This window comes from Nocardia sp. NPDC005978 (genome assembly GCF_040614455.1).
Classification (GTDB): domain Bacteria; phylum Actinomycetota; class Actinomycetes; order Mycobacteriales; family Mycobacteriaceae; genus Nocardia.
This window is the reverse complement of sequence record NZ_JBEXUS010000014.1, coordinates 14,773-38,278: the sequence shown is the minus strand read 5'-3', so window position 1 is coordinate 38,278 and position 23,506 is coordinate 14,773. Positions and strand designations below refer to the sequence as shown.

Here is a 23,506-nt window from a genome sequence, read left to right as displayed (position 1 = left end):
TACCGGGGTCACGGTAGGCGAAAACCGGACAGATTGCCACGGATTCGCGGATGTCCGGGATGTGTCGAAGGGCCCGGATTCGGCGTCCGGGCCCCTCGGCGGAAAGGTGCCCCCACCAGGGCTCGAACCTGGGACCTGCGGATTAAAAGTCCGTAGCTCTACCAACTGAGCTATAGGGGCGCGGCGGTGAGTTTAGTGGGTTGAGCGCACAAGTACTAAACGAGTATCCGGTTGCGTTCGGCGGTGCGGTGTTTGCGCTGGTCATGGTGGTTTGTCCGGGCGGGTGGCCGGGGCGTCGAGCGTGTCGGCGGCGTGGGCGGCGGGATCGGGGGGCGGTGGAAGGGGTGGTTGTGGCGGCGGGCGGGTCCGACCAGGGGGCGTCGCCGGGGCGGTGTGCGGGCGGCGCGGGGGCGGTGCGAAGCGTGCGGACCGGTCGGTGGGGATGGGTGGGTGCGTAGGGGATTCGATCGGGGGGCCGGGCGGGCGCGCGCCCGGCGTCGACGCGGCGTTGCGCCGGGCCGGCGGAGAGGGCCCGGCGGCGGCGAGGTGAGCGCGCGCTGACGTACCGGCCGGCGACACCGGAGCAATCGCGTTGCCACTCAGATTGTTTCGATATGGGCACGTGTGAATATCATCCAATGGTGATGTGTGGCAAGCTATTTGGTGCAGGAGGTGGGGACCGGTCTTTGTCGCGGCGTGGGCCGGGACGGGGGCCGGTGGCGGATGCGGTGCGGGCGGGGCTGATTACGGCAGGGGTGATCAATGAGCCGAACACCGATGGGATATCGATGAATTCAGCTATTCAGACCAATCGCCCAGCTGGTAGCTGGGGAATTGCCCTATGTGATAGGGGGCATGCTGGCTAACTGACTCGCCGGTACACCTCACGCAGGGTGCGCTTTCCGGGTACGGTGACCGACTGGTGAATTCCTGAAGAACCGGGATTGCCCCGGACGCACGGGATTCGGCTTATCGTTGATGTGCCCGAACGTGTCGCGGACGGTCTGGCCGATCGCGACTCCATCAGATGTTGCTGCGGGAGGCCAATCCAGACAAGAGGAACGCCCGGGTGCGCACCCCCTGCGGCGCACCCGGGCGGGAAAAACTATACCAGTTGGTGTGTTTCAAGTTTTTCGCGCTTTTTCGTACCAAGAGTTTGGTAATTCGGGCAAAAGCCCGTTCTGAAGTATTTGAAAGACACGTAACTTTGCGTCGAGGACACAGCTAACGCGTCCGCGACGGTAGCTAGCTTCGGAGGCGTTTCGAGCATGGCACGGCAGCAAGAGCGGGCCCGCCGGACACGCGCGGCGATCATCAGGTCCGCCGCCGTTGAGTTCGGGAAGAGCGGCTATGCCGCTGCATCGCTCAACCGCATATTGGAAGGTTCACGCGCCACCAAGGGCGCCATGTACTTTCACTTCGACTCCAAGGAGGATTTGGCCCGCGCGGTCTTGGAAGCGGCAGTCGACCGCTACCGCGTGTCCACTGAAAGATGGCTCGGCCGAGCGGATCTCGGCCCCCTGGACGTCCTGCACGGCATGATCGACGAGATCGCGCTGCGGCTGGAGAACGACATCATCATCCAGGCCGAGTTCCGGCTCATCATCGAACCCGAGTTCTACCGCGACATCCAGGCGGGTGGCGGGCGCATTCTGGGCCGGTCCATCCGTCAGCTCGCGGTCCGCGCCACCGAGCACAAACAGTTGCGCGGTGACTCCGACCCGGATCGCTTCACCCGGACCCTGGCGGCGGCCCTGGCGGGCCAGCGCTACATCGCCGATGTCCTGGGTGGTCCCGCTGATCTGCGTTCCCGTTTCACCGAGGCGCTCGAGGTGGTCGTGGATGCCACCGCGACACCGGAGTGGATCGAGGAGTTCCGGCGGGTCGGCTGGCGGGTGTCCGCGAAGCTGGAAGATCTCAATTTGGCGATCTGACCAGCGGATTTGGGAATCACACGGATGCTGTCATAAGCTATCTCCGCTCCCAACGGAAGCCGTTGAGCAACGGTCCGGAGAAATCCGGCGGGCCCCCTTCGTCTAGCGGCCTAGGACGCCGCCCTTTCAAGGCGGTAGCGCGGGTTCGAATCCCGTAGGGGGTACAACGATGGTGACATCGTTGTAGTTGGAGCAAGCAAGGCCCTGTGGCGCAGTTGGTTAGCGCGCCGCCCTGTCACGGCGGAGGTCGCGGGTTCGAGTCCCGTCAGGGTCGCAAGACTATAGCTTGGCATTCGTTCCGGGTGCCCCGGCCAGGTAGCTCAGTTGGTACGAGCGTCCGCCTGAAAAGCGGAAGGTCGCCGGTTCGATCCCGGCTCTGGCCACAAGATCGGCAAAGGCCGCATCCACCAGGATGCGGCCTTTTTCGTGTGTTCACCCACCCCGGCCGATCTTGATGAGATGCTGGAGTTATGTCTGATGACAACGAGTGGTACTACTGCATCGAGCATCACCGGGCGGAACAGGGCAAACAGTGCTGGGTGGGCGGCCGCATGGGGCCGTACCCCGACAAGGCCACCGCGGAGCGCGCACTCGAAATCGCAAAGGCCCGAAACAAAGCCGCCGACGCCGAAGAAGACTGACGACCCGCGGGAAAAGGTTGTCGCGCGTGAGCTAGGGTTTCTTGGGCGTATGGCCATGAATGCGAGCGGGAGGGCGACCCTTGAAGGTAACCGTGGTGGTGCCGACCTACAACGAGCGGGAGAACCTGCCGGTGGCGGTGGAGCGACTGACGGCGCTCGGGGTCGACGACCTGCACGTGCTGGTGGTCGATGACAACTCACCCGACGGCACCGGCGAGGTAGCCGACAAGTTGGCGGCGGATCTGCCCAACGTCGTCAGCGTGCTGCACCGTACCGAGAAGGACGGGCTGGGCCGCGCGTACATCGCCGGCATCACCCGCGCCCTGGAGGACGGCGCCGACGTGGTGATCCAGATGGACGCGGATCTCTCGCATCCGGCCGAGGTCATTCCGGCCATGCTGGAGAAGCTGGCGACCACCGACGCGGGCGTCGTGCTCGGATCCCGGTATGTGCCCGGCGGTTCCACGGCCGAGGAGTGGAAGTGGTACCGCAAGGCGCTGTCCGCCTGGGCCAACTTCTACGTGAACCTGATCCTGCGCCTGGGCGTCAAGGACGCCACCGCGGGCTTCAAGGCGTGGAAGGCCGATACGCTGCGCGCGATCGACGTGTCCTCCATCAAGAGCAACGGTTACTCGTTCCAGGTGGAGATGAACCACCGCACCGTGCGCAAGGGCATCGCCATCGCCGAGGTGCCGATCAGATTCGAGGAGCGCACGCTGGGCGACTCCAAGATGAGCCTGAAGGTGCAGCTCGAATCGGCCCTGATGCCGTGGAAGCTGTTGTTCGGCAAGCAGGTCTGAGCTCCCCCGCCTCCCCGCATATTCAGCGCACGGCAAAGAGCCGTTGCCTGTTGGGGACGCGTGACTCGGTTGGGAGCCGCGTCAATTTTGGGCGTACCCCGGGAGTTACCCCGATCCTTGCGAAATCAGTTGTCGCGTTGGGAGACTGCGGGGGGTTCGGGCCAGTTCAGTAGGGTGTTCTGCATCAGGGTGCGGACTGCCTCTATCTGGGTGTCCATGGCGGTTGGGTCCCAGGCGCTTACGTCTATCGGTGGTAGGACCGCCACGTCGACCACGCCCTTGCGGACGACGGCTGAATTGCGCCAGGCTATTTCGCCCGCGTTGCGGATGACCACCGGGATGATCGGGGCGCCCGCCTGTAGGGCTATGTGGAACGCGCCCTTCTTGAAGGGGCCTATGCGCGGGGTCAGGGAGCGGGTGCCCTCGGGGGCGATCACGACGGACAGGCCGCCGCGCAGAGTCTCGACCACCGGGGCGAGCGCGGCCCTGGCGGCGATCTTGTCGGTGCGGTCGATGAAGGTGACCTCGACCAGGCGCATCAGCGGTCCGAAGACCGGGTTGTTGGCGACTTCCTTCTTGGCGACGCCGGTGAAGCCGGTGTCGAGCACCTCGGCCAGCACGATGATGTCGAACTGGCTCTGGTGATTGAAGATGAAGACCGCGGGGCGCGGCGCGCGGGTGTGTTCGCGCCCGCTCACCCGGACACGGACCCCGCTGCCGCGCAGGGTGGAGTCGGCGGCGTGCACCAGCATGGAATCGGCCATCTGCCTGCGTTTCTTGGTGGCGGCCTTGGCCGCGACGCCGAACAGCGCCCCGCCGATCAGGCCGCCGAACGCGCCGAAGGTGCGCAGGTAGTCGCCGGTGCGCGGCGTGCGGCGCGGCCGGAAATGCAGGACGGGCCAGTCCTTTTCGGTGGCCTCCAGCACCACGCGCGGATCCGGGTTGACCGCGGTGGGCCGCCCGGCCACCTGCAGCAGCGGTAGATCCGCGGCGCTGTCGGCGTAGACCCAGCTCTCGCCCAGGTCGATGTCGCGGGCGGCGGCGAAGCGGCGGACCGCGTCGGCTTTGCCGTTGCGCCAGAGCGGTTTTCCGGCGACGTGCCCGGTGAGCACGCCGTCCTGCACCGACATGGTGGTGCACAGCACGTGCGCGATGCCGAGTTCGTCGGCGACCGGCTGCACCTGGTATCTGGTCAGCGAGCTCACCAGTAGCACGGTGTGCCCGGCGGTTTCGTGTTCGCGCACCAGCCGCCACGCTTCGGGGAACAGGTGCCCGTGCACGGTCCGCTGGAACAGTTCGGCCCCGAGCTCGGCCAGCGTGTGCTCGGGCACCCCGGCCCAGGTGTACATGGCCTGCTGCAGGAAGCGCTCGTACTCGCCCTCGCTGCGCGCCCCGCGGATGCTGGAGAGCAGGCTGGTGGCCAGGGCCCGGGCGGCCGGGCGGCGGGCCAGGCGGGGCAGCAGGCCGGGCGGGTCGAAGCCGGCGACCACGGTGCCGCCGAAGTCGAAGACGGCGGCCACGCGCGGTCCCCGCGGCCCGGAGCGGATGGCGGCGACCGCGGCCTCGATGTCCGTGGCGCCCGGGGCCGCGCGGGTGATGCCCGCGCCGGGTAGGGGCGGGTGCAGGTCCCCGCTCGCGGGGTGGGTCATCGCGGGTCCAGCCGGTTGGACGGGTCCAGGGTGGCGGCGCGGGAGATGCGCGCGGAGATGTCGCGGAGCTCGGCGGCGAAGCGCACGCGGCGCTCGACGAGGTCCGCCGGGTCGTCGCCGGGGGCGAGCAGATTGTGGTTGGCGGCGAGTTTGAGTGCGCTGCCGAACAATTCCGAGGACACCGATTCCGGGCTGTGCAGCCGCTGTTGCAGCAGCATCTGTTTGCCGACCTGCAGGCATTCGTCCAGGAACGCCTTCTTGTCGACGGGGATCTCGGGGTCGTGCGCGGCGAGCCGTTCGGCCATCACCAGTTGCGCGTCGAAGAACGAGCGCAACACCCGGTGCGCCATCATGAAGCCGGAATCGGCGAGCTGGGCCAGGATTTCGCTGCCGACGGTGCCCGCGGCGGTGCGGCGATGCCAGTGCGGGTCGACCCGCAGCATCTCCGCGGTGAGCTGGCTGGTGAACTCGGCGCGCTCGGGGAAGAAGAATTCGAATTTGAGCAGATCGCGCAGCCGGTAGGCCGCTTCCCAGCCGACGCGCAACTGATCGCCCTCGGGCGCCTCGACCGCGCTGAGCACCGCGAGTTCGAGGATGGCGCGATTGGCGAACCAGTGCACGGCGCTGTTGCGGTAGAACGCGGCTTCCAGGTGCGCGCCGGCCCCGATGGAGTACACCGGTTCCAGCCCGCCCCGGTACACGGTGACGACCTTGGCCACGGCGAGCTGTTCGAGCACCACCGACAGCCCGTGATCGGTGCGCAGGGTGCCGAGTTCGCCGCGCGGCAGGTCCCGGCTCTCGATGTAGCCGAGCACGGGTGCGATGGCCGCGCCCAATTCGGTTCGGGTGAGCGCCCGTTCGTGCACGCCGAGCAGTACCAGGGTGGTGAGGGCGTTGACGGTGATGGGGGTGACCTCGTTGATGCCGACCGCGACCTCGAAGGCCAGGCGCTGTACGGCGCGCTGTTCCAGATCGGCCTGTTCGGGGTTCTCGGCGGCGGTGGGCGGCCCGAGCGGATCACCGTGTGCGGCGAGGCGTTCGCGGCCCGACAGCGGCGTGCCGAAGCGCACGTACACGTGCCCGGCCGAATGCTGTTGATTGCGAACGTATCGCGCGAGCCAGGCCAATCCCTCGGCCTGTTTGCGCCCGCCGGTCTGTTCGTCGGCAATGGCGCCGATCTCGTTGAGCCGTTCGTAGGTAATGGAGACCGGCACCAGCATGACATCGTCGATGCGCGATGAACGCAGAGCCGCCGCAAGGTAATTCAATAACCCGTAGCGCGGCGGCCGGAGTTTTCCGGTGCGGGTGCGCCCGCCTTCGAAGTACCACTCCAGATTGAATCGTTTGGCGAGCAGATAGGCGAAGTATTCTTCGACGACCGCTTTGTACACTTCGTCGTCGCCGAAACTGCGCCGGATGAATACCGTTCCGGTGCGCCGGGCGATGGAGCCGAGCGGCCAGAAACTCAGGTTTGCCCCGCCCACCACATGATTGGGCGGAAAGTCGTTGCGGGCCAGAATGTCACCGAGCACGAACGCGTCGACATAGGACCTGTGCGAGGGCAGGAATACCAGGGGATAGCGGCGATTGAGCGCGCGCAGTCCGTCGAGTCCGGCGGGGTCGTCGTCGACCTTCCAGGTGGAGGCGTGCACCGGCCGCATCGCCTGGGTGAACAGATCCGAGACCAGCCGGCTCTGCGCGGCGACCAGTTCGCGCAACGCCTTCTCCGCGCGCCGGTACACCTCGCGCGCGGGCAGCTCCGCCGCGGCGGCGACGGCGTCGAGCCTGCGCAGGAAGGCGGGGGAGTCCAGGATCTCCTCGACCACCAGGCGCGGCACCTTGTAGCGGTCGCCGATGACGGCGCGTTCGGCGCGTTCGAGGGCGACGATGCCCGCGCGCACGATGGCGCGGGCGAACGCCTCGGGCGCACCGGCCGCGCCCGGATTGTTGGCGCGCAACTCGCTCAGCCGGGCGGGGGCGCCGGTGAGCACCAGGTGCCGGTCGGGGGCCTTGGTGACCAGGCGCCGCTGCATGAACCGGTTCGGCTTGCGCGGGTTGGACATGGTGAGCAGATCACCGAAGCTGGTGCGCCGCACGCCGTCCCGTTCGGGCGGGAGCCACAGGACGCGGACGGGCACCACGAGCGGGTCGTCCTGGCGGCCGACGAGGCGGTTGCTCACCGCGCCCGGATCGAGGTCCAATTGGGTGACGGGCGCGGTGGTTCCGAACTCCTGCGCGATGCCGCCCGCGGCGAGCCAGTTACCGATGAGCTCGCGTTCGACCCGGCCGGCGGCGTCGACCAGTGCCACCACCGAACCCGGGGTGGTAGCCGCTGCCGGGAGCCGGCTGTAGTGATCGAGCATCTCTGGATCCCTCCGCACGTGAACCGCCGCAATCCATTGAAGCGGAAACGCGGGCGCGGGGTGGGAGGTCGCACAATTCACGGCCCGGTTCGAAGTATGCGCGGACGAGGGCAGAGGTGATATTGCCCATGGCGTCCGACTTCGCCATAAACGGAAAGGTAATGCTAACCTCACTCATTAAAGTAAGGTAAGCATAACCTTGGAGGTCTGGTGTCGGCCACGGACGAACGGGTACGGCTCGATGGCGAGCAGCGCTGGGGCGAGTACGTCACCGATCCGGTCGCGGCGGTGTCCGCGCTGGCAGCAACGGAACGTTTCGGCGAATACGTAGTCTATGAACGGCCCGGAGCATGGGTTTTCGCCGCGGATCCGATCGGCGGCGTGGAGCTGGACGCGGACGAGCTGCGGGTTTCCTGGGAAGGGAACATCACCACCGGAACGTGGGATGGCAGTCCCGCGCAGGCCGTGGATCGCGCTCTCGCCGGGTTGCCGCTGGGCGCTCGTAACGCGTACGGCTGGATCGGTTTCGAGTTCTGCGCTTGGTCGCTCGGCGCGACCGCGCACGTGCATCCGCGAGCCACCCTGGCGCATCTGATGATTCCCCGCATCGAGGTCCGCATCGACGCCGCCGGTGTGCGCGTGTCCGGCGCCTCGCCCGCGGAGACCTCCGACATCCACGAGCTGATCGCGGCCTCGCAGGGCACCGCGCTGCCGGTCGCGCATCCGGTCGATGTGACCGTGGACCCGACCGGGTACGCCGATCGCGTGGCCACCGGCGTCGCCGAGATCAACGGCGGCAAGTACCAGAAGGTCATCCTGTCGCGGAAGGTGGAACTGCCCTTCGCGGTGGACGTTCCGGCCACCTATCGCCTCGGCCGGGCCAACAACACCCCGGCCCGGTCGTTCCTGCTGCGCCTGGGCGGCCTGGAAGCCGCCGGGTTCAGCCCGGAGCTGGTGGCCTCGGTCGACAGCGACCGCGTGGTCACCACCGAGCCGCTGGCCGGCACCCGCGCCTTCGGCCGCGGTAACGACGTGGACATGGCGGCGCGCGCGGACCTGCTCAGCGACCCCAAGGAGATTGTCGAGCACGCGATTTCGGTGCAGACCTCCTTCTCGGAGATCGCCGCGGTCGCCGAGCCCGAGACCACCGCCGTCTCGGATTTCATGGCGGTGCGCGAGCGCGGCAGCGTGCAGCACCTGGCCTCCACGGTGCAGGGCCGGCTGGCCGCGGACCGCAGCCCGTGGGACGCGCTGGAAATGCTCTTCCCGTCGGTCACCGCCTCGGGCATCCCGAAGGCAGCCGGCGTGGATGCGGTGTTCCGGCTCGATCACGACCCGCGCGGGCTGTATTCCGGCGCCGTGGTGACGATCTCGCCGGACGGCGCGCTCGAGGCGACGCTGGTGCTGCGCGCGGTCTACCAGAGCGGCGCGGACGCCTGGCTGCGCGCCGGCGCGGGCGTGGTCGGGCAGTCCCGGCCCGAGCGCGAGTTCGAGGAGACCTGCGAGAAGCTCGGCAGCGTGGCGCCCTACGTGGTGCGCGCACCCGAACGGGACTGATCAGACCCGCAGTTCCACACCTGTCGACCGCTCGGCCAGCTCACAGAGCTGACGGGCGGTTTTCTCGTCGTGCGAGGCGGCGCTGGACGCGGTCTCCACCGGATGCCCGCGCCACCCCCACCAGGAGTCCGGCCCGTAGTACGCGCCCGGCCGGGCGGCCGCGACCGCGGCGTACAGCGTTGGCAGCGCACCCATCTCGACACTCTGGGCCAGCACCCGGTTGCCGATGTCGATGAACTGCTCGAGGAAGTTCTCGGCCTTGGAGTTGATCTCGGTCGCGGCGTAGCCGGGATGGGCGGCCACCGCGAGCTTGGGCGAGCCCGCGCTGTCGAACCGGCGCTGGAGTTCGTAGGTGAGGTGCAGCAGCGCGAGCTTGGTCTGCGCGTACGCGCCGAACCGGCTGTAGGCGCGCCGTTCCCAGTGCGGATCCTCGAGATCGATGCGCCCGATGTAGTGGGTGTGGCTGGAGACGTTCACCACGCGCTCGGAAATCCGGTCCAGCAGTAGGCCGGTCAGCGCGAAGTGACCGAGGAAGTTCGTGCCGAAGTGCGTTTCGAAGCCGTCCGCGGTGCGGCCCCTGGGCACCGCCATCACCCCGGCGTTGTTGATCAGCACGTCCGCGTGCTCGACGGAGTCGGCGAAGGCGCGCACCGAGTTCAGATCGGCGAGGTCCAGTGCCCTGATCTGGACCCGTCCGCCGGTGATGGTGTGCGCGACCGCCTGCGCCTTGATCTCGTTGCGGCAGGCCATGATCACCTGGGCGCCGGCCTCGGCGAGCCCGCGCGCGGTGGCCGCGCCCAGCCCGCTGGTGGCCCCGGTGACGATGTACGTCCGCCCGGACAAGTCGGGAATGTTCGCTGTGTTCCAGCCGCCCATAGCATCACTCTATGACGCTTCGGGCGTGTGCGCCCGTGGTAGTGCGGTGCGGAAATTCACACGCGCACAAAAGATTCGAAGCGGGCGATCGGGATACGCACGCGCGCGATTCGTGCTCGCGCGTATCCCGGCGCGGGTCTCAGGCCCCGCGCAGCGCCTTCTTGTCGATCTTGCCGACCGCGGTGACGGGCAGCGTGTCCGCCTGGCGCAGCACGTCCGGCAGCTTGTAGGTGGCCAGGCCGCGCCCGGTCAGGAAGGTCTTGATCTCCGCCAGCGACGGCATCGCGTCCTCGACCACCAGTACCGCGCAGGCCTTTTCGCCGAGCACCGCGTCGGGCAGCCCGACCGCCGCCGCGTGCCGGACACCCGGGTAGGCGAGCAGATGTTCCTCGAGTTCGTCGCAGGAGATGTTCTCGCCGCCGCGGTTGATCACGTCCTTGATGCGGCCCGACACGATGAGGTGCCCGCTCGGCAGCTGCCGCACCAGATCGCCGCTGCGGTAGAAGCCGTCGGGGGTGAAGGCCCGCGCATTGTGTTCGGGCGCACGGTAATAGCCGCGCAGGGTGTAGGGCCCGCGGGTGAGCAGTTCGCCCTCCTCGCCCGGCGGCACGTCGTTGCCCTCGCCGTCGACCACGCGCACTTCGTCGGCGGGGGAGAGCGGACGGCCCTGGGTGGTGCAGACCAGATCGTCCGAGTCCTCGGCGCGGGTGTAGTTGAGCAGCCCCTCGGCCATGCCGAAGACCTGTTGCAGCCGCACGTTCAGTGCCGGAACCACTTCGCGCGCATTGACTTCGGCCAGGCGCGCGCCGCCGACCTGGAGCAGGCGCAGGGTGGACAGGTCCGCGTCCTCCCAGTCCACCGCGGCGGACCACAGCTGGGCCAGCGGCGGTACAACGGCGGTGACGGTGACGCCGTGCCGTTCGATGGCGGCGAAGGCGCTCTCCGGGCTGGGATCGGTGATGAAGGCCATCGCGCCGCCGGTGGCGATGGTGCCCAGTACGCCGGGGCAGGCGAGCGGGAAGTTGTGCGCCACCGGCAGTGTCGCGAGGTAGACGTCCTCGGGGCCTAGTTCGCACACGGCCGCACTGGCCTTCGCGTTGTAGGCGTAGTCGTCGTGGGTGCGGGCGATCAGCTTGGGCAGGCCCGTGGTGCCGCCGGAGACCAGCATGAGCGCGATATCGGACGCGTCCACCTCGGGCAGCGAATCGCCGTCGGCGGGAACGCTGTTCAGGTCGGTGAACTCGCCCGGGTCGCCGAGCACCAGCACGTGCGCCAGGGTGGGCGCGGCGGCGCGGACCTCGGCGGCCAGCACGCGGTAGTCGAAATCGGCCGCGCGGTCGGCGATCACGTAGGCGACCGCGCCGGACAGATTGGTGAGGTGCTCGATCTCGGCCCGGCGGTGCGCGGGCAGGGTGAGCACCGGGATGACCCCGGCGCGCAGCAGGCCGAACAGGACCGTGATGAACTCGGGGGTGTTGGGCAGCTGCACCACGACCCGGTCGCCCGGCGCGATGCCGAGGGCGAGCAGGCCGTGCGCCATGCGATCGGCCGCCGCGTCGAGGTCGGCGTAGGTCGCCGCGGGCCGGTCCGCCGTGGCCACCAGGGCGGTGCGCTCGGGCCACCGCACGGCCGCGGCGCGCAGCAGTTCGCCGAGCGGATCGCCCGCCCAGTAGCCCTCGCGCCGGTACCGCTCGGCGAATTCGGCGGGGAAGGGGACGAAGCCGGCACGGTGATCCGGTGCGGCGGTGGGTATCGATGTCACTGCTCAGGCCTCGCGTAAAGGGGATAAGGGTCTCATTACAAAGGTTAGGCAACCCTATCTCAATGGGTTACGCTCCTTCCGAACCCATCCGGGAATCCCGGGTCGGGACGGGCACCAGACAAGGAGTACCAGCGGAAATGGAGTCATCGCAGGGCGCGGGCGCGACCATTGCCAGGGACGAGATCCGGGCCGCGGTCGCCGGGCACCTCGGCCTCGAACCGGACGCCATCGCCGACCACGACGACCTCATTCAACTCGGTCTGGACTCCATCCGCACGATGAAGCTCGCGGGCTCCTGGCGCAAGCGCGGGCTGCCGGTGAACTTCGCCCAGCTCGCCGCCGAACCCAGCGTCGCCGCCTGGCATCTGCTGCTCGGTGGATCGGACGCGCCCGCCGAGACGACCGCCGCACCCGCCACCGGCGAGCCGGCTGCCGAGCCCGCCGCTGCCGCCGAGCCCGCCGCCCCGGCGCTCGTCGATGACGGCACCCCCTTCGGTCTGGCGCCCATGCAGCACGCCTACTGGGTCGGCCGCGGGGAGGGCCAGCAGCTCGGCGCGGTCGCCGCCCACCTGTACGTGGAATTCGACGGCGCGGACGTGGACGCCGAACGCCTGGAGACCGCCGCCGCCGCCCTCGTCCAGCGCCACCCGATGCTGCGCACCCGCTTCCTGGGCGACGGCACCCAGCAGACCCTGGACCGCCCCGGCCGTCCGGTGTGGAGCCTGACCGATCTGCGCGCCGCCGACGCCGAGACCGCCGAGCGCACCCTGGAAGCGTTGCGGGACAAGCGCACCCACCAGCTGATGGCGGTGGAGGACGGCCAGGTCATCGACATCGCGCTGACCCTGCTGCCGGACGGTCGCACGCGCCTGCACCTGGACGTCGACATGCTGGCCGCGGACGCCATGAGCTACCGCATCCTGATCTCTGACCTGGCCCGGCTCTACCACGGTGAGCAGTTGCCCGCGCAGGACTACACCTTCCGCGAGTACCTCGCCCGGCACGCCGAACCCGCGCCCGAACACGAGAACGACCGGCGGTGGTGGCAGCAGCGGCTGCCCGACATGGCCGGTGCGCCCGAACTTCCGCTCGCCACCGCGGCCGGTGACACCGCCGCGCGGACCGTGCGCCTGCACCGCTGGCTCTCGCCCGAGGCCAAGGCGCGCGTGTTCGCCGCCGCCCACGCCCGGGGCATAACCCCGGCCATGGCACTGGCCTCGGTGTTCGCCGAGACCATCGGCGGCTGGTCGTCCCAGCGCCGGTTCCTGCTGAATCTGCCGCTGTTCCACCGGGAACCGGTGCATCCGCAGGTGGACGGGGTCGTCGGCGACTTCACCTCCTCGGTGCTGCTCGAGGTCGACGTGACCGCGCCCGCCACCGTGACCGAGCGCGCCCAGGCACTGCAGCGCGAATTGCACGCCGCCGGTTCGCATTCGGGCTACTCCGGCCTCGAGGTGCTGCGCGATCTGGGCCGTCAGCGCGGTGAGCCGGTGCTCGCGCCGATCGTCTACACCAGCGCCATCAACCTCGGCGAGCTGTTCGCCGGGCAGGTCACCGAGACCTTCGGCGACCCGGTCTGGATCATCTCCCAGGGCCCGCAGGTGCTGCTGGACGCCCAGGTCACCGAGGTGCGCGGCGGGATCCTGTTGAACTGGGACATCCGCGAGGACGCGTTCCCCGCGGCGATGGTCGAGACGATGTTCGCCCGCTACATCGACGCGGTCCTGCGCCTGGCCGAGGTGGACGCCGACGGCCGCGAACACGCCCCGGCGGGCGGCGCGGGCTGGGACGCCGACGCCGCGGTGCGAATCCCCCTGGAACAGGCCGTGATCCGCGCCCAGGTGAACGCCACCGACGGCCCGGTGACCGGCCGCGCCCTGCACACGGGCCTGTTCGACCACGCCGCCGCGAACCCCGGCGCTCCCGCGGTGATCTGGGAGCGCGACGCGAGCACCGACCACATCGCCGCCACGGTGTCGTCGACCGGCGGCGCGGCATCGAACGGCAGCGCGGCATCGAACAGTAGCGCGAGCTCGAACGACGACACGGGTTCGAGCGTCACTGCGGCGTCGAACAACGCGGGATCGAACGCCGATACGGCGTCGACCGAAAGTGCGGCGTCGACCGGTAGCGCGTCGGTGGACGGTAGCGCGGGGTCGACCGGTAGTGCGGGGTCGACCGGCCTTGGGCTTCCGGGCGGGAATGGGGCATCGACCGTCGCTGCGGCGCAGGGTGATTCCGGCGCATCGGACCCGGTCGTGGAGACGCTGACCTACGGCGGGCTGGCCGCGCAGGCGCTGGCCATCGCCGGGGCCCTGCGCGCGGCGGGCGTCCGCCCGGGCGACGCCGTCGCCGTGCAGCTGCCCAAGGGGCCGGATCAGATCGTGGCGACCGTGGGCGTGCTGGCCGCGGGCGGCGTGTACGTGCCGATCGGCTTCGACCAGCCGGCCGCGCGGCGGGCCGAGATCCTGCGGACCGGCACGGTGGTGGCGGCGCTGACCGCGGGGGCGGTGGTGCCCGAGGTGCCGACCCTGGACCTGGCGGACGCGCGCGTGTACCCGGAACCCCTGGATGAGCCGGTGATCGGCGACTCCGAGGGCATCGCCTACGTGCTGTTCACCTCCGGATCGACCGGTAAGCCCAAGGGCGTGGAGGTGCCGCATCGCGCCGCCATGAACACCATCGACGACCTGAACGAGCGCTTCGAGATCGGCCCGGCCGACCGCGCGCTGGCGCTGTCGGCCCTCGAATTCGACCTCTCGGTGTACGACATCTTCGGCCTGCTCAGCGTCGGCGGCGCGGTCGTCGCGGTGAACGACGCCCAGCGCACCGATCCGGCCCGCTGGGTGGAACTGCTGCGGCGGCACGGTGTTTCGGTGCTGAACTGCGTGCCCAGCCTGCTGGACATGACGCTGGCGGCCGCCGCCGGTCAGCGCCTGGACAGCCTGCGCATGGTGATCCTGGGCGGCGACTGGGTCGATGTGGCGCTGCCCGGCCGGCTGGCCGCGGTGGCCCCGCGCTGCCGCTTCGCGGGCCTGGGCGGCGCGACCGAGACCGCCATCCACTCCACGATCTGCGAGGTGGTCGGCGCGCAGGTGCCCGCCGAATGGTCGGCGGTGCCGTACGGCACCCCGCTGCGCAACGTGCGCTGCCGGGTCGTCGGCCCGTCCGGCAACGACTGCCCGGACTGGGTCACCGGCGAACTGTGGATCGGCGGCGACGGCGTGGCCGCGGGCTACCGCGGCGACCCCGAGCGCACCGCGGACCGCTTCGTCGCGCACGAGGGCCTGAACTGGTACCGCACCGGCGATCTCGCGCGCTACCTGCCCGACGGCGGCCTGGAGTTCCTGGGCCGCGCCGATCACCAGGTGAAGATCCGCGGCTACCGCGTGGAACTCGGCGAGGTGGAGAGCGCCCTGCGCGCGCTGCCCGGTGTCCGGCACGCCATCGCGGCCATCATCGGCATGGCCGCGCCCAAGCTCAGCGCCGTGGTGGTGCCCGATGACGGTGTGACCCTCGCGGTTCCGGAGCTGCTGACCGCGGCCGCGGAGCTGCTGCCCGGCTACATGATCCCCACCCGGGTGGAACTGCTCACCGAACTGCCCTTCACCTCGAACGGCAAACCGGACCGCAAGGCCATCGCGGGGCTGCTCGCGGCGGAGGACGAGACCGGTGAATTCGTCGCGCCCGCAACCGATCCCGAGCGGGCGGTGGCGGACATCGTGGCCACCGTGCTGGATCGCGACCGGGTCGGCGCGACGGACGACTTCTTCGCCCTCGGCGGCGACTCGGTGCTGGCCACGGCCGTCATCGCCCGGGTCCGCGACTGGCTCGATTCGCCCGACGCCGTGGTGGCGGACTTCTTCGCCGCCCGCACGGTCGCGGGCCTGACCGGGCGGCTGCTGGACCGCGAGCAGCGCGCCGGGCAGGCGGGCCGCCTGGCCAAGGTGGCCGCGCTCTACCTCGAGGTGGCCGCGATGACCGACGACGAGGTGCTCTCACACTCCTGAGAGCTGACGACTCTCTTGCGAAAACGGTGATCCCCGTGCCTGTTTCGGCGCGGGGGTCACTGTGCTGTCCGCACCGGCGCGAGTGGACCGTCCGGCTCAGTGCGAGTCCGGCAGCACGCAGCCGCCCTGCAGAATGCCGAGATCGTGCGGCAGCCGATAGCAGGCGGGATCGTCGGGCAGCTTCCAGTGGAAGCCCTCCAGGAAGAACGTCGCCACCAGGTTCACGATGATCACCAGCGCCAACAAGCCCAGTGCCGCCGCGCCGATCGCGCGATGCGGGCGATCCGGCAGGTCGGTGGCGGCCGTGCTGTGCGAGAAGGCCAGCGCCACACCGACGGTCGTGACCGCCGCGACGAACAGCACCAGCGCCCACACGTACAGGTGCAGACCCAGATACGCGCCGCCGTAACCCTTGTCGCCCGGCAGGATGTGCAGCATGGTCTGACGCCAGGCGGTGAAGCCGCCGCCGAAACAGGCCACGATGGCCAGGCCCCAGCCGACGGCGTAGTCACGCGGCGTGATGCGCCCGTTCATGCCCTTGCGCACGATGTAGGCGCCGCCCAGCGCCGCCAGCATCATGAAGTAGCGCTGCAGCATGCACAGCGGGCACGGGTACTCCCAGTTGCCGAACTGGAAGCCGAGCCCGCCGCAGACCACACCGGCCCAGCCCACCACGAAGATGACGGCCAGCCAGTACTGCACCTGCCCGAGCGCGCCGGTGGCCCGGGCGCCGGTCGTGGCGGCGGTGGCGCTCACCATGTCAGGCCCAATCCGAGTCCGCTGGTGATGTGCAGCCTCAGCAGGAGGCCGCACGCGAGGAAGGCGAGGAACCAGCCGGTCAGAACAGACCGCCGGGAACTGTCTCGGAGGATCAGGAAAAGCACGCACAGCAAACCCATGAGTATGAGCGTGTCCATCTCGCGGACGCTACCTATTCGGCCGGTCGGTTCGGGTGGAACGCGCGCGGACACGCCGCTGCCGCGACGTGACTCGAAGGGTGTGGCTAACTCTCGGATACATGAACGTTCCGGCGGGTTGAATTCGACACCCGGCGGCCGTACCCGGACCACCCTAAACTCGATCCGGTGAGTGGTTGGGACATCGCGGACATCCCGGATCAGACCGGTCGGACGATCGTCGTGACGGGCGCCAACAGCGGGCTCGGCAAGGTCACCGCCGGAGCGCTGGCGCGCGCGGGCGCGCAGGTGATCATGGCCTGCCGCAACGAGGTCAAGGCTCGCGGCGTCGCCGACGAGATCGGCCACGGCGCGCAGGTGCGCCGCCTGGACCTCGCCGATCTGACCTCGGTGCGCGAGTTCGCCGATGGCGTCGACACGGTCGATGTGCTGATCAACAACGCGGGCATCATGGCTCCGCCCGCGGGCCGCACCGCCGATGGTTTCGAAACCCAGTTCGGCACCAATCATCTCGGTCATTTCGCGCTGACCGGGCTGCTGCTGGATCGGGTCCGGGAGCGGGTGGTGACGGTGTCCAGCGGCGCGCACGCCGCCGGAAAGATCGATCTCGCGGACCCGAACTGGGAGCGCCGCAAGTATCAGCGCTGGCCCGCCTACGGCCAGTCCAAACTCGCCAACCTGATGTTCGCCTACGAATTGCAGCGCAGGCTCACCGCCGCCGGTTCGGCCAAACTCTCGGTCGCCGCGCATCCCGGCTATGCCGCCACCGGCCTGCAATCACATACCGACTCCTTCTACGACGGTCTCATGGCCGTGGGTAACCGGGTATTCGCGCAGAGCGCGCACATGGGCGCGCTGCCGACGCTGTACGCCGCCGTCGCGCCCGAGGTCGAACCCGGCGGCTACTACGGACCGGGCGGCCCGCTGGGGCTGCGCGGCCATCCGGCCAGCAGTGGTTCCACCACCGCCTCCCGCGACGAGGTCACCGCGCGGCGCCTCTGGGAACTCTCGGAACAACTGACCAAGGTCACCTTCCCCTTCACCCGCCGCTAGCCCCCGCCCCGCCCGGCCTCGCCCGCCCCGGCCCCGCCCCGCCCCCCCCGAATGCGCGGCCGGTACTCCCGCTCAAAGGTTCGCGGCCGTCTCGGTCTGGACTGACGGAGCGGAGGAGCGAAGCGGGGGAGCGGAGGAGGGAAGACCGAGACCTCGGGGCCGCGAACCCCGCCCGGAGCGCAGCGGAGGGCAATAGACACAGTGTCGGACGCCACACGCATGAAGTGTCATTTCTGGTACGGTGCAGGACATGCAGCGCGTGTATTTCTGGTTTAGCCAGCCGGCCCCGGGTGGGCCGAGCGGCGTGAACCTGCGCTGACTTCCTCCACCCCGAGCCGGACACGAGACCGGCTCCACGGGGAATTCGAAACCCTCTGCGTGGGTCGGCCTGAGAAAAGGAACCCACGATCATGACACTCGCCGCGGATCTGACACGGCACGCCGACCTCGACGACCAGCGCACGCTGAGCGTGAGCCCGCTGCTGTCGCCCGCCGACGTGCGCGCCTCGCATCCGATCGACGACACCCTCGCCGACGTCGTGCGCGCGGGCCGCAAGGCCACCGTCGACGTTCTCAACGGCGACGACGACCGCCTCATGGTGATCGTCGGCCCGTGTTCGGTGCACGACACCGATGCCGCCATGGATTACGCGCGCCGCCTCGCGGCCAAGGCGCAGGAACTCGGCGACCGGCTGCACGTGGTCATGCGCGTCTACTTCGAGAAGCCGCGCACCACGCTCGGGTGGAAGGGTCTGATCAACGACCCGCACCTGGACGGCAGCTTCGACATCAACACCGGTCTGCAGGTCGGCCGCCAGCTGCTGGTGGACATCACCGCGCTGGGTCTGCCCATGGCCGTGGAATACCTCGATCCCATCACCCCGCAGTACATCGCGGATCTGGTCTCCTACGGCGCGATCGGCGCCCGCACCGCCGCCAGCCAGGTGCACCGCCAGCTCTCCAGCGCCCTGTCCATGCCGGTCGGCATCAAGAACGGCACCGACGGTGACGTCCAGGTCGCGGTCGACGGCGTGCGCGCCGCGGCGGCCAGCCACGTCTTCCCCGGCACCGACCTCGACGGCCGCTCGGCGCTGATCCGCACCGCAGGCAACCCGGACTGCCACGTGATCCTGCGCGGCGGCAGCAACGGCACCAACTTCGACGCCGACTCCTGCGCGGAAGCCCTGCTGCGCCTGGAGAAGTCGTCGCTGGCCCAGCGCCTGGTGGTGGACGCCAGCCACGGCAACAGCAACAAGGACCACAACAAGCAGGTCGACGTCGTCACCGACATCGCCGAGCGCATCGCCGGCGGCGAGCGCACCGTCGTGGGCCTGATGATGGAGAGCTTCCTGGTGGCCGGCCGCCAGGACCTCACCCTGGGCAAGGCCGAGGAGCTCACCTACGGCCAGTCCATCACCGACGCCTGCCTGGACTGGAACGTCACCGCCGAGCAGCTCGACCGCCTGGCCGACGCCGTCGCCCGCCGCCGCGCGCAGGCCTGAAAACCCGCGCCGCCGAGCGTTATTCGCCGCCCCGCGGGGTGGCGATGACGCACAGCAGGTCCCCGGCGTGCACCACGCGCTGATCGAAACCCGCCGCCGACAAGTGTCCGAACAGCTTGTCCGGGGCGGGTTTCGGGCTTTCCGGAGGATCGTCGGGCCCGCCGTAGCCGTACACGAGATACAGGATTCCGCCGGGCGCGAGCAGCTCGCGCACCATCGCGAGTCCGCCATCGGCGTCGCGAGTCCAGAACAGATTCACGTTGCACGCCAGGATCCGGTCGAACGGGCCGCCCGCCGCCCGGAGCAGCGCGGTCGCGCCCGGGCTCGGCACATCCGCGTGGACCAGGTGCAGCCTGCCCGAATCGAGCAGGGCGGCATGCTTTTTCGCCGACCGGGCGATCGCGGTGGCGGACCGGTCGACGACCACCAGCGTGCCGGTGCGCAGCCCAGCGGCCAGGTATGCCGCCGACGGACTCGACCCCGCGCCGATCTCCAGGATCCGATCGCTCGCCCGGATGTCCAGCATCCGTGCGATCCATTCGAACCGGTCCTCGCCGGCCATCAGGCGGGCCGCGGGGAGATCGGCCAGGCCGGGGCGGGGCCCGGGGGATCGCTGATCAGGCGGCTCGCTATCCAGCAGTCGTGGCGGGTGCCGCGCTGGAGGGTGCCGCCGCGCAGCAGGCCCTCGTAGCGGAAACCCGCGCGCCTGGCCACCGCGGCCGAGTCGTGATTGCCCGCCAGCGCCCGCCATTCGATGCGCACCAGGCCCAGGAAGCCCGGGTCGAAACCGGCCGCGCAGACCAGGTTCACCGCGCGGGTCATCAGCCCGCGTCCGCGCAGTTCGGGGGCGAGCCAGAAGCCGATCTCGCTCGCGCCGTCGTCGCGCCGGGACTCGCTGGGGCCCAGCCCGATCATGCCCCGCACCGCCCCGTGCTCACCCAGCCGCAGCGCCCATGTGGGGGTGCGTGCGGCCCAGCCCGGGATCACCGCGTCGCACACGAAAGTCTCGGCGTCACTGCGGCGGTAGGGGACCGGCATCGTGGTCCAGCGGCCGACCGACGGCTCCTGACAGCAGGCGGTGATGGCGTCGATGTCGTGCACGGTCGGCGGGGAGAGCCAGAGCGGGCCGTCCGAGAGCGTCTGCGGATCCACCGGGCCATGCTGACACGGAACCGCGCACGGGCGCACCGGGTTTGCGGGTCCGGTGCGGGCCGGGCCGGGTCCCCTCCGTAGCATCGGAGCGATGGTTGCCGCTCTGCTCGCCGACTTGTTCGAAGGCCACAGGTCCCACCTGCTGTCGGTGGCCTACCGCCTCACGGGCAGTGTCGCCGACGCCGAGGACGCCGTACAGGAGGGCTGGCTGCGCCTGGCCGTGGCCCGGCAATCGGAGATCGAGGACCTGCGCGCCTGGCTCACCACGGTCGTCAGCCGCATCTGCCTGGACCGGCTGCGCAGCGCCGCCGTCCGCCGCGAACAGTACGTCGGGCAGTGGCTGCCCGAACCCATCGTCACCTCCGCCGCGCCGTCCAGCACCCCCGATCCGCTGGCCGCGCTGGTGCGCAAACAGGACTGCCGTTTCGCCGCGCTGGTCGTCATGGACGCGCTGACCCCGCCGCAGCGGGTGGCCTTCGTGCTGCACGACGGCTTCGGGGTGCCGTTCGACGAGATCGCCGGCGTGCTCGACATCTCGGTCGAGGCCGCGCGGCAACTGGCGGTGCGCGCTCGGAAAGCCTTGGCGCACACGCCCGAACCAGTCCCGGACGAGGAACACAACCTCGCCGTGCAGCAGTTCCTGGAGGCGCTGCTGCGGGGCGATGTGAACAGCGTGATCGCCGCGCTGCACCCGGACGCGCGCACCATCGGCGACGCCGGCGGCACCACCGGCACCGCGATCAACATCGTGGAGGGTGCGGAGAAGAACACCCGCCTGTGGCTGGGCCTGCGCACCCGGTACGGCTTCAACGATCCCGAACGTCTCGCGGGCGGTTTCGAACCCGTGCTGGTCAACGGGCAGCTGGGCATGCTCATTCACGAGCGCGCCTCGGAGAACGGCTACCCGGGCACCCCCATGCGGATCTACGGCTACACCGTGCGGGACGGAAAGGTCTGGGGCATCTACGATCTGGTGAATCCGGCCAAGCTCACCGGCGTCCGGCTGCCGAATTAGCTCGCGCTGATCCGAATGCGCGCCGCGCCCGGCGCACCCCCGGCGAGCCGTGTGCTCGGCGCGGGAAATGCCGACGTGAACCCGCCGCCGAGCTGCCCGGCCCCCGCTCGAGCCCCGCGGGACATCGCGCTGAGCTGCGGAGCGAGCGGCCGCGCCGAACCCGGCCGGGCGGCTCGGCGCGCCCGGTTCGACTATTCTCCGGGCATGCCCGAAATTCCCACCGTCGCCCGGCTGCGCCCGTACGCGTCGACGATCTTCGCGGAGATGACAGAGCTCGCCGTGCGGCACGGTGCGGTCAATCTGGGGCAGGGTTTCCCCGACACCGACGGGCCCGCGGGCATGCTGGAGGTCGCCCGTCAGGCCATCGCCGACGGCTTCAACCAGTACCCGCCCGGCCGCGGGGTCCCAGCGCTGCGCCAGGCCATCGCGGTGGACCGGGTCCGGCGCTACGGCACCCACTACGACCCGAACAGCCAGATCCTGGTGACGGTCGGGGCGACCGAGGCCATCGCCGCCACGATCCTGGGCCTGGTCGAGCCCGGCGACGAAGTGGTGCTCATCGAGCCGTACTACGACTCCTACGCCGCGGCCGTGGCGCTGGCGGGCGCGCACCGCCGCACCGCGCGACTGGTGCCCGACGGTGACGGCTTCGTCCTGGACCTGGACAGCCTGCGCGCCGCGATCACGCCGAAAACCCGGATGCTGCTGGTGAATTCGCCGCACAACCCCACCGGCACCGTGCTCTCGCTCGCCGATCTCACCGCCATCGCCGAATTGGCCATCGAACACGACCTGTACGTCATGTCCGACGAGGCGTACGAGCACCTGACCTTCGACGGGCATCGGCACCACAGCATTTCGACGCTGCCCGGCATGTACGAGCGCACCATCGTGATCTCCAGCGCCGCGAAGACCTTCAGCGTCACGGGCTGGAAGATCGGCTGGGCCTGCGCCCCCGCCCCGCTGCTGGACGCGGTGCTCGCCGCCAAGCAGTTCCTCACCTTCGTCGGCGGCGGCCCGTTCCAGCCCGCCATCGCGCACGCCCTCACCCACGAACAACACTGGGTCGAGGCGTTGCGCGACACCATCGCCGACAAGCGCCTGCGCCTGTCCGCGGCCCTGTCCGAGGCGGGCTTCGGCGTGAAACGCAGCGACGGAACCTATTTCGTCTGCGCCGACATCACCCCCCTCGGCGCGACCGACGCCTACGACTTCTGCCGCGAACTCCCCGCCCGCCTCGGCGTGGCGGCGGTCCCGGTCAGCGTCTTCGCGGACGACAAGGAGAGCTGGAATCACCTGGTGCGCTTCACATTCTGCAAGAAAGAGGAAACGATCGCCGAGGGCGTCCGTCGCCTGCGCGCGGGCAGCACCGCCGCGACCAGGTAGCCCCGCCTCCGGCCGCCGAGCAGTGGTCGGACATCGGCGGATTCGCTCCTGACGCCCCCCGCGCTTCTTCTGGCCTGCGAGCAGCGGGGACGGCTCATGTCGGTTCGGATGCGGAGTGCGCGGCCGCCCGCGCCGTCGGATGGCCGGCGAGCTCGCGTCGTGCCGTGTGGGTCGCCGTGCGGTCCAGCGGTCGCCGACTGGACCGCGACAGGGCGCGGCCGGTCGCGCAGGATCGAGGACATGATCGGAACTGCGGCGGTGCTCGGGGTTGCGGCGGCGGCACTGACGATGGTGCTGACGCCGGGGCCGAACATGATGTATCTGGTGTCGCGGACCGTCTCGCAGGGGCGGCGGGCCGGATTCGTGTCGCTGGCCGGGGTCGCGGTGGGGTTCGCGGTGTATCTGGCGGCGGCCACGGCCGGGATCACCGCGGTGTTCGCGGTGGTGCCCGGGTTGTATCTGGCGCTGAAGCTGGCCGGGGCGGCGTATCTGTGCTGGCTGGCGTGGAAGGCGCTGCGGCCGGGCGGGGTGTCGGCGTTCGCGCCGGCCGAGCTGCCCGCGGACCCGGCCCGGCGGCTGTTCACCATGGGCCTGGTCACCAACCTGCTCAATCCCAAGATCGCCATCATGTACATGGCGCTGATTCCGCAGTTCGTGGTTCCCGCGGCCGGGAGCGTGTGGTTGCAGAGCCTGTCGCTGGGCGCGGTGCAGATCGCGGTGGCCCTGACGGTCAACGCGCTGATCGTGGTGAGCGCGGGCGCGGTCGCGACCTTCCTCGGCGGCCGCCCGCTCTGGCTGCGCGCCCAGCGCTACGTCACCGGCACGGTGCTGGGGGCGATGGCCGCCCTCGTCGCCACCGACCGAGCCCGTCCGCTGCCCGCCTGAGTCC

The 23,506-nt window shown here is 69.9% G+C and carries 18 protein-coding genes and 4 tRNA genes; 13 read left to right on the top strand and 9 right to left on the bottom strand.

Going from position 1 to position 23,506, the window contains the following annotated elements; genetic code table 11:
• Positions 1–107: 107 nt before the first annotated feature.
• A tRNA-Lys gene (locus ABZ319_RS09150) sits at positions 108–180 on the bottom strand.
• A 1,088-nt stretch (positions 181–1,268) separates the two neighbouring features.
• Between ABZ319_RS09150 and ABZ319_RS09145 the strand changes: the two genes are divergently transcribed.
• The 6 genes from ABZ319_RS09145 (at position 1,269) to ABZ319_RS09120 (ending at position 3,375) form a co-directional block, all read left to right on the top strand.
• Positions 1,269–1,934 (top strand): TetR/AcrR family transcriptional regulator, encoded by a 666-nt coding sequence (locus tag ABZ319_RS09145; protein WP_354985822.1) that lies wholly within the window; start codon positions 1,269–1,271, stop codon positions 1,932–1,934.
• A 91-nt stretch (positions 1,935–2,025) separates the two neighbouring features.
• A tRNA-Glu gene (locus tag ABZ319_RS09140) sits at positions 2,026–2,098 on the top strand.
• Between the two features lie 36 nt (positions 2,099–2,134).
• Positions 2,135–2,208 (top strand) — tRNA-Asp (locus ABZ319_RS09135).
• Positions 2,209–2,243: 35 nt separating this feature from the next.
• Positions 2,244–2,317 (top strand) — tRNA-Phe (locus ABZ319_RS09130).
• 87 nt (positions 2,318–2,404) lie between these two features.
• Entirely contained in the window at positions 2,405–2,575 is a 171-nt protein-coding gene (locus ABZ319_RS09125; RefSeq protein WP_354985821.1) for a hypothetical protein, read from the top strand.
• A 59-nt stretch (positions 2,576–2,634) separates the two neighbouring features.
• Positions 2,635–3,375, top strand: a complete 741-nt coding sequence (locus ABZ319_RS09120) for a polyprenol monophosphomannose synthase (protein WP_354985820.1) — start codon at positions 2,635–2,637, stop codon at positions 3,373–3,375.
• Positions 3,376–3,500: 125 nt separating this feature from the next.
• Here the strand turns inward: ABZ319_RS09120 and ABZ319_RS09115 are convergent, their stop codons facing one another.
• Together ABZ319_RS09115 and ABZ319_RS09110 are read right to left on the bottom strand one after the other, a co-directional pair.
• Positions 3,501–5,024 carry an HAD-IB family hydrolase gene (locus tag ABZ319_RS09115; protein ID WP_354985819.1) on the bottom strand — a complete coding sequence of 508 codons (1,524 nt, stop codon included), beginning with the start codon at positions 5,022–5,024 and terminating at the stop codon, positions 3,501–3,503.
• Positions 5,021–7,387 carry a glycerol-3-phosphate 1-O-acyltransferase gene (locus ABZ319_RS09110; RefSeq protein ID WP_354985818.1) on the bottom strand — a complete coding sequence of 789 codons (2,367 nt, stop codon included), beginning with the start codon at positions 7,385–7,387 and terminating at the stop codon, positions 5,021–5,023. Before ABZ319_RS09110 ends, ABZ319_RS09115 begins: the two co-directional genes overlap by 4 nt.
• A 210-nt stretch (positions 7,388–7,597) precedes the next feature.
• Here ABZ319_RS09110 and ABZ319_RS09105 point away from each other — a divergent pair, with 210 nt between their 5' ends.
• Positions 7,598–8,944 carry a salicylate synthase gene (locus ABZ319_RS09105; protein WP_354985817.1) on the top strand — a complete coding sequence of 449 codons (1,347 nt, stop codon included), beginning with the start codon at positions 7,598–7,600 and terminating at the stop codon, positions 8,942–8,944.
• Here ABZ319_RS09105 and ABZ319_RS09100 read toward each other — a convergent pair whose 3' ends face one another.
• Positions 8,945–9,820, bottom strand: a complete 876-nt coding sequence (locus ABZ319_RS09100) for an oxidoreductase (protein ID WP_354985816.1) — start codon at positions 9,818–9,820, stop codon at positions 8,945–8,947.
• Positions 9,821–9,959: 139 nt separating this feature from the next.
• The gene (locus tag ABZ319_RS09095; protein ID WP_354985815.1) at positions 9,960–11,582 is read right to left on the bottom strand and encodes an AMP-binding protein; all 1,623 of its coding nucleotides are present in this window, start codon (positions 11,580–11,582) and stop codon (positions 9,960–9,962) included.
• Positions 11,583–11,719: 137 nt separating this feature from the next.
• Here ABZ319_RS09095 and ABZ319_RS09090 point away from each other — a divergent pair, with 137 nt between their 5' ends.
• Positions 11,720–15,592, top strand: a complete 3,873-nt coding sequence (locus ABZ319_RS09090; RefSeq protein WP_354985814.1) for an amino acid adenylation domain-containing protein — start codon at positions 11,720–11,722, stop codon at positions 15,590–15,592.
• A 96-nt stretch (positions 15,593–15,688) separates the two neighbouring features.
• Here ABZ319_RS09090 and ABZ319_RS09085 read toward each other — a convergent pair whose 3' ends face one another.
• Positions 15,689–16,351 carry a disulfide bond formation protein B gene (locus tag ABZ319_RS09085; RefSeq protein WP_354985813.1) on the bottom strand — a complete coding sequence of 221 codons (663 nt, stop codon included), beginning with the start codon at positions 16,349–16,351 and terminating at the stop codon, positions 15,689–15,691.
• A complete protein-coding gene (locus tag ABZ319_RS09080; protein WP_354985812.1) occupies positions 16,345–16,509 on the bottom strand; it encodes a DUF5993 family protein in 165 nt (54 codons plus the stop codon). Before ABZ319_RS09080 ends, ABZ319_RS09085 begins: the two co-directional genes overlap by 7 nt.
• Positions 16,510–16,677: 168 nt before the next feature.
• On the opposite strand from ABZ319_RS09080, the gene ABZ319_RS09075 reads away from it, so the two are divergent.
• Both ABZ319_RS09075 and ABZ319_RS09070 read left to right on the top strand, forming a co-directional pair.
• Positions 16,678–17,562, top strand: a complete 885-nt coding sequence (locus ABZ319_RS09075) for an oxidoreductase (RefSeq protein ID WP_354985811.1) — start codon at positions 16,678–16,680, stop codon at positions 17,560–17,562.
• Positions 17,563–17,972: 410 nt separating this feature from the next.
• Positions 17,973–19,064, top strand: coding sequence for a 3-deoxy-7-phosphoheptulonate synthase (locus tag ABZ319_RS09070; RefSeq protein WP_354985810.1), 1,092 nt, complete (start codon positions 17,973–17,975; stop codon positions 19,062–19,064).
• A gap of 19 nt (positions 19,065–19,083) precedes the next feature.
• Here the strand turns inward: ABZ319_RS09070 and ABZ319_RS09065 are convergent, their stop codons facing one another.
• The gene (locus tag ABZ319_RS09065) at positions 19,084–19,590 is read right to left on the bottom strand and encodes a class I SAM-dependent methyltransferase (protein ID WP_354985809.1); all 507 of its coding nucleotides are present in this window, start codon (positions 19,588–19,590) and stop codon (positions 19,084–19,086) included.
• Positions 19,591–19,625: 35 nt separating this feature from the next.
• Complete coding sequence (locus ABZ319_RS09060) at positions 19,626–20,216, bottom strand: GNAT family N-acetyltransferase (protein ID WP_354985808.1); 591 nt, start codon at positions 20,214–20,216, stop codon at positions 19,626–19,628.
• A 91-nt stretch (positions 20,217–20,307) separates the two neighbouring features.
• Here ABZ319_RS09060 and ABZ319_RS09055 point away from each other — a divergent pair, with 91 nt between their 5' ends.
• The 3 genes from ABZ319_RS09055 to ABZ319_RS09045 all read left to right on the top strand — a co-directional run bounded on the left by ABZ319_RS09055 (position 20,308) and on the right by ABZ319_RS09045 (position 23,502).
• A complete protein-coding gene (locus ABZ319_RS09055) occupies positions 20,308–21,231 on the top strand; it encodes a sigma-70 family RNA polymerase sigma factor (protein WP_354985807.1) in 924 nt (307 codons plus the stop codon).
• A gap of 204 nt (positions 21,232–21,435) precedes the next feature.
• On the top strand, positions 21,436–22,617 hold the full coding sequence (locus tag ABZ319_RS09050) for a pyridoxal phosphate-dependent aminotransferase (RefSeq protein WP_354985806.1): 1,182 nt from the start codon (positions 21,436–21,438) through the stop codon (positions 22,615–22,617).
• A gap of 240 nt (positions 22,618–22,857) precedes the next feature.
• Positions 22,858–23,502, top strand: coding sequence for a LysE family translocator (locus ABZ319_RS09045; protein WP_354985805.1), 645 nt, complete (start codon positions 22,858–22,860; stop codon positions 23,500–23,502).
• The last annotated feature ends 4 nt before the right edge of the window (positions 23,503–23,506 follow it).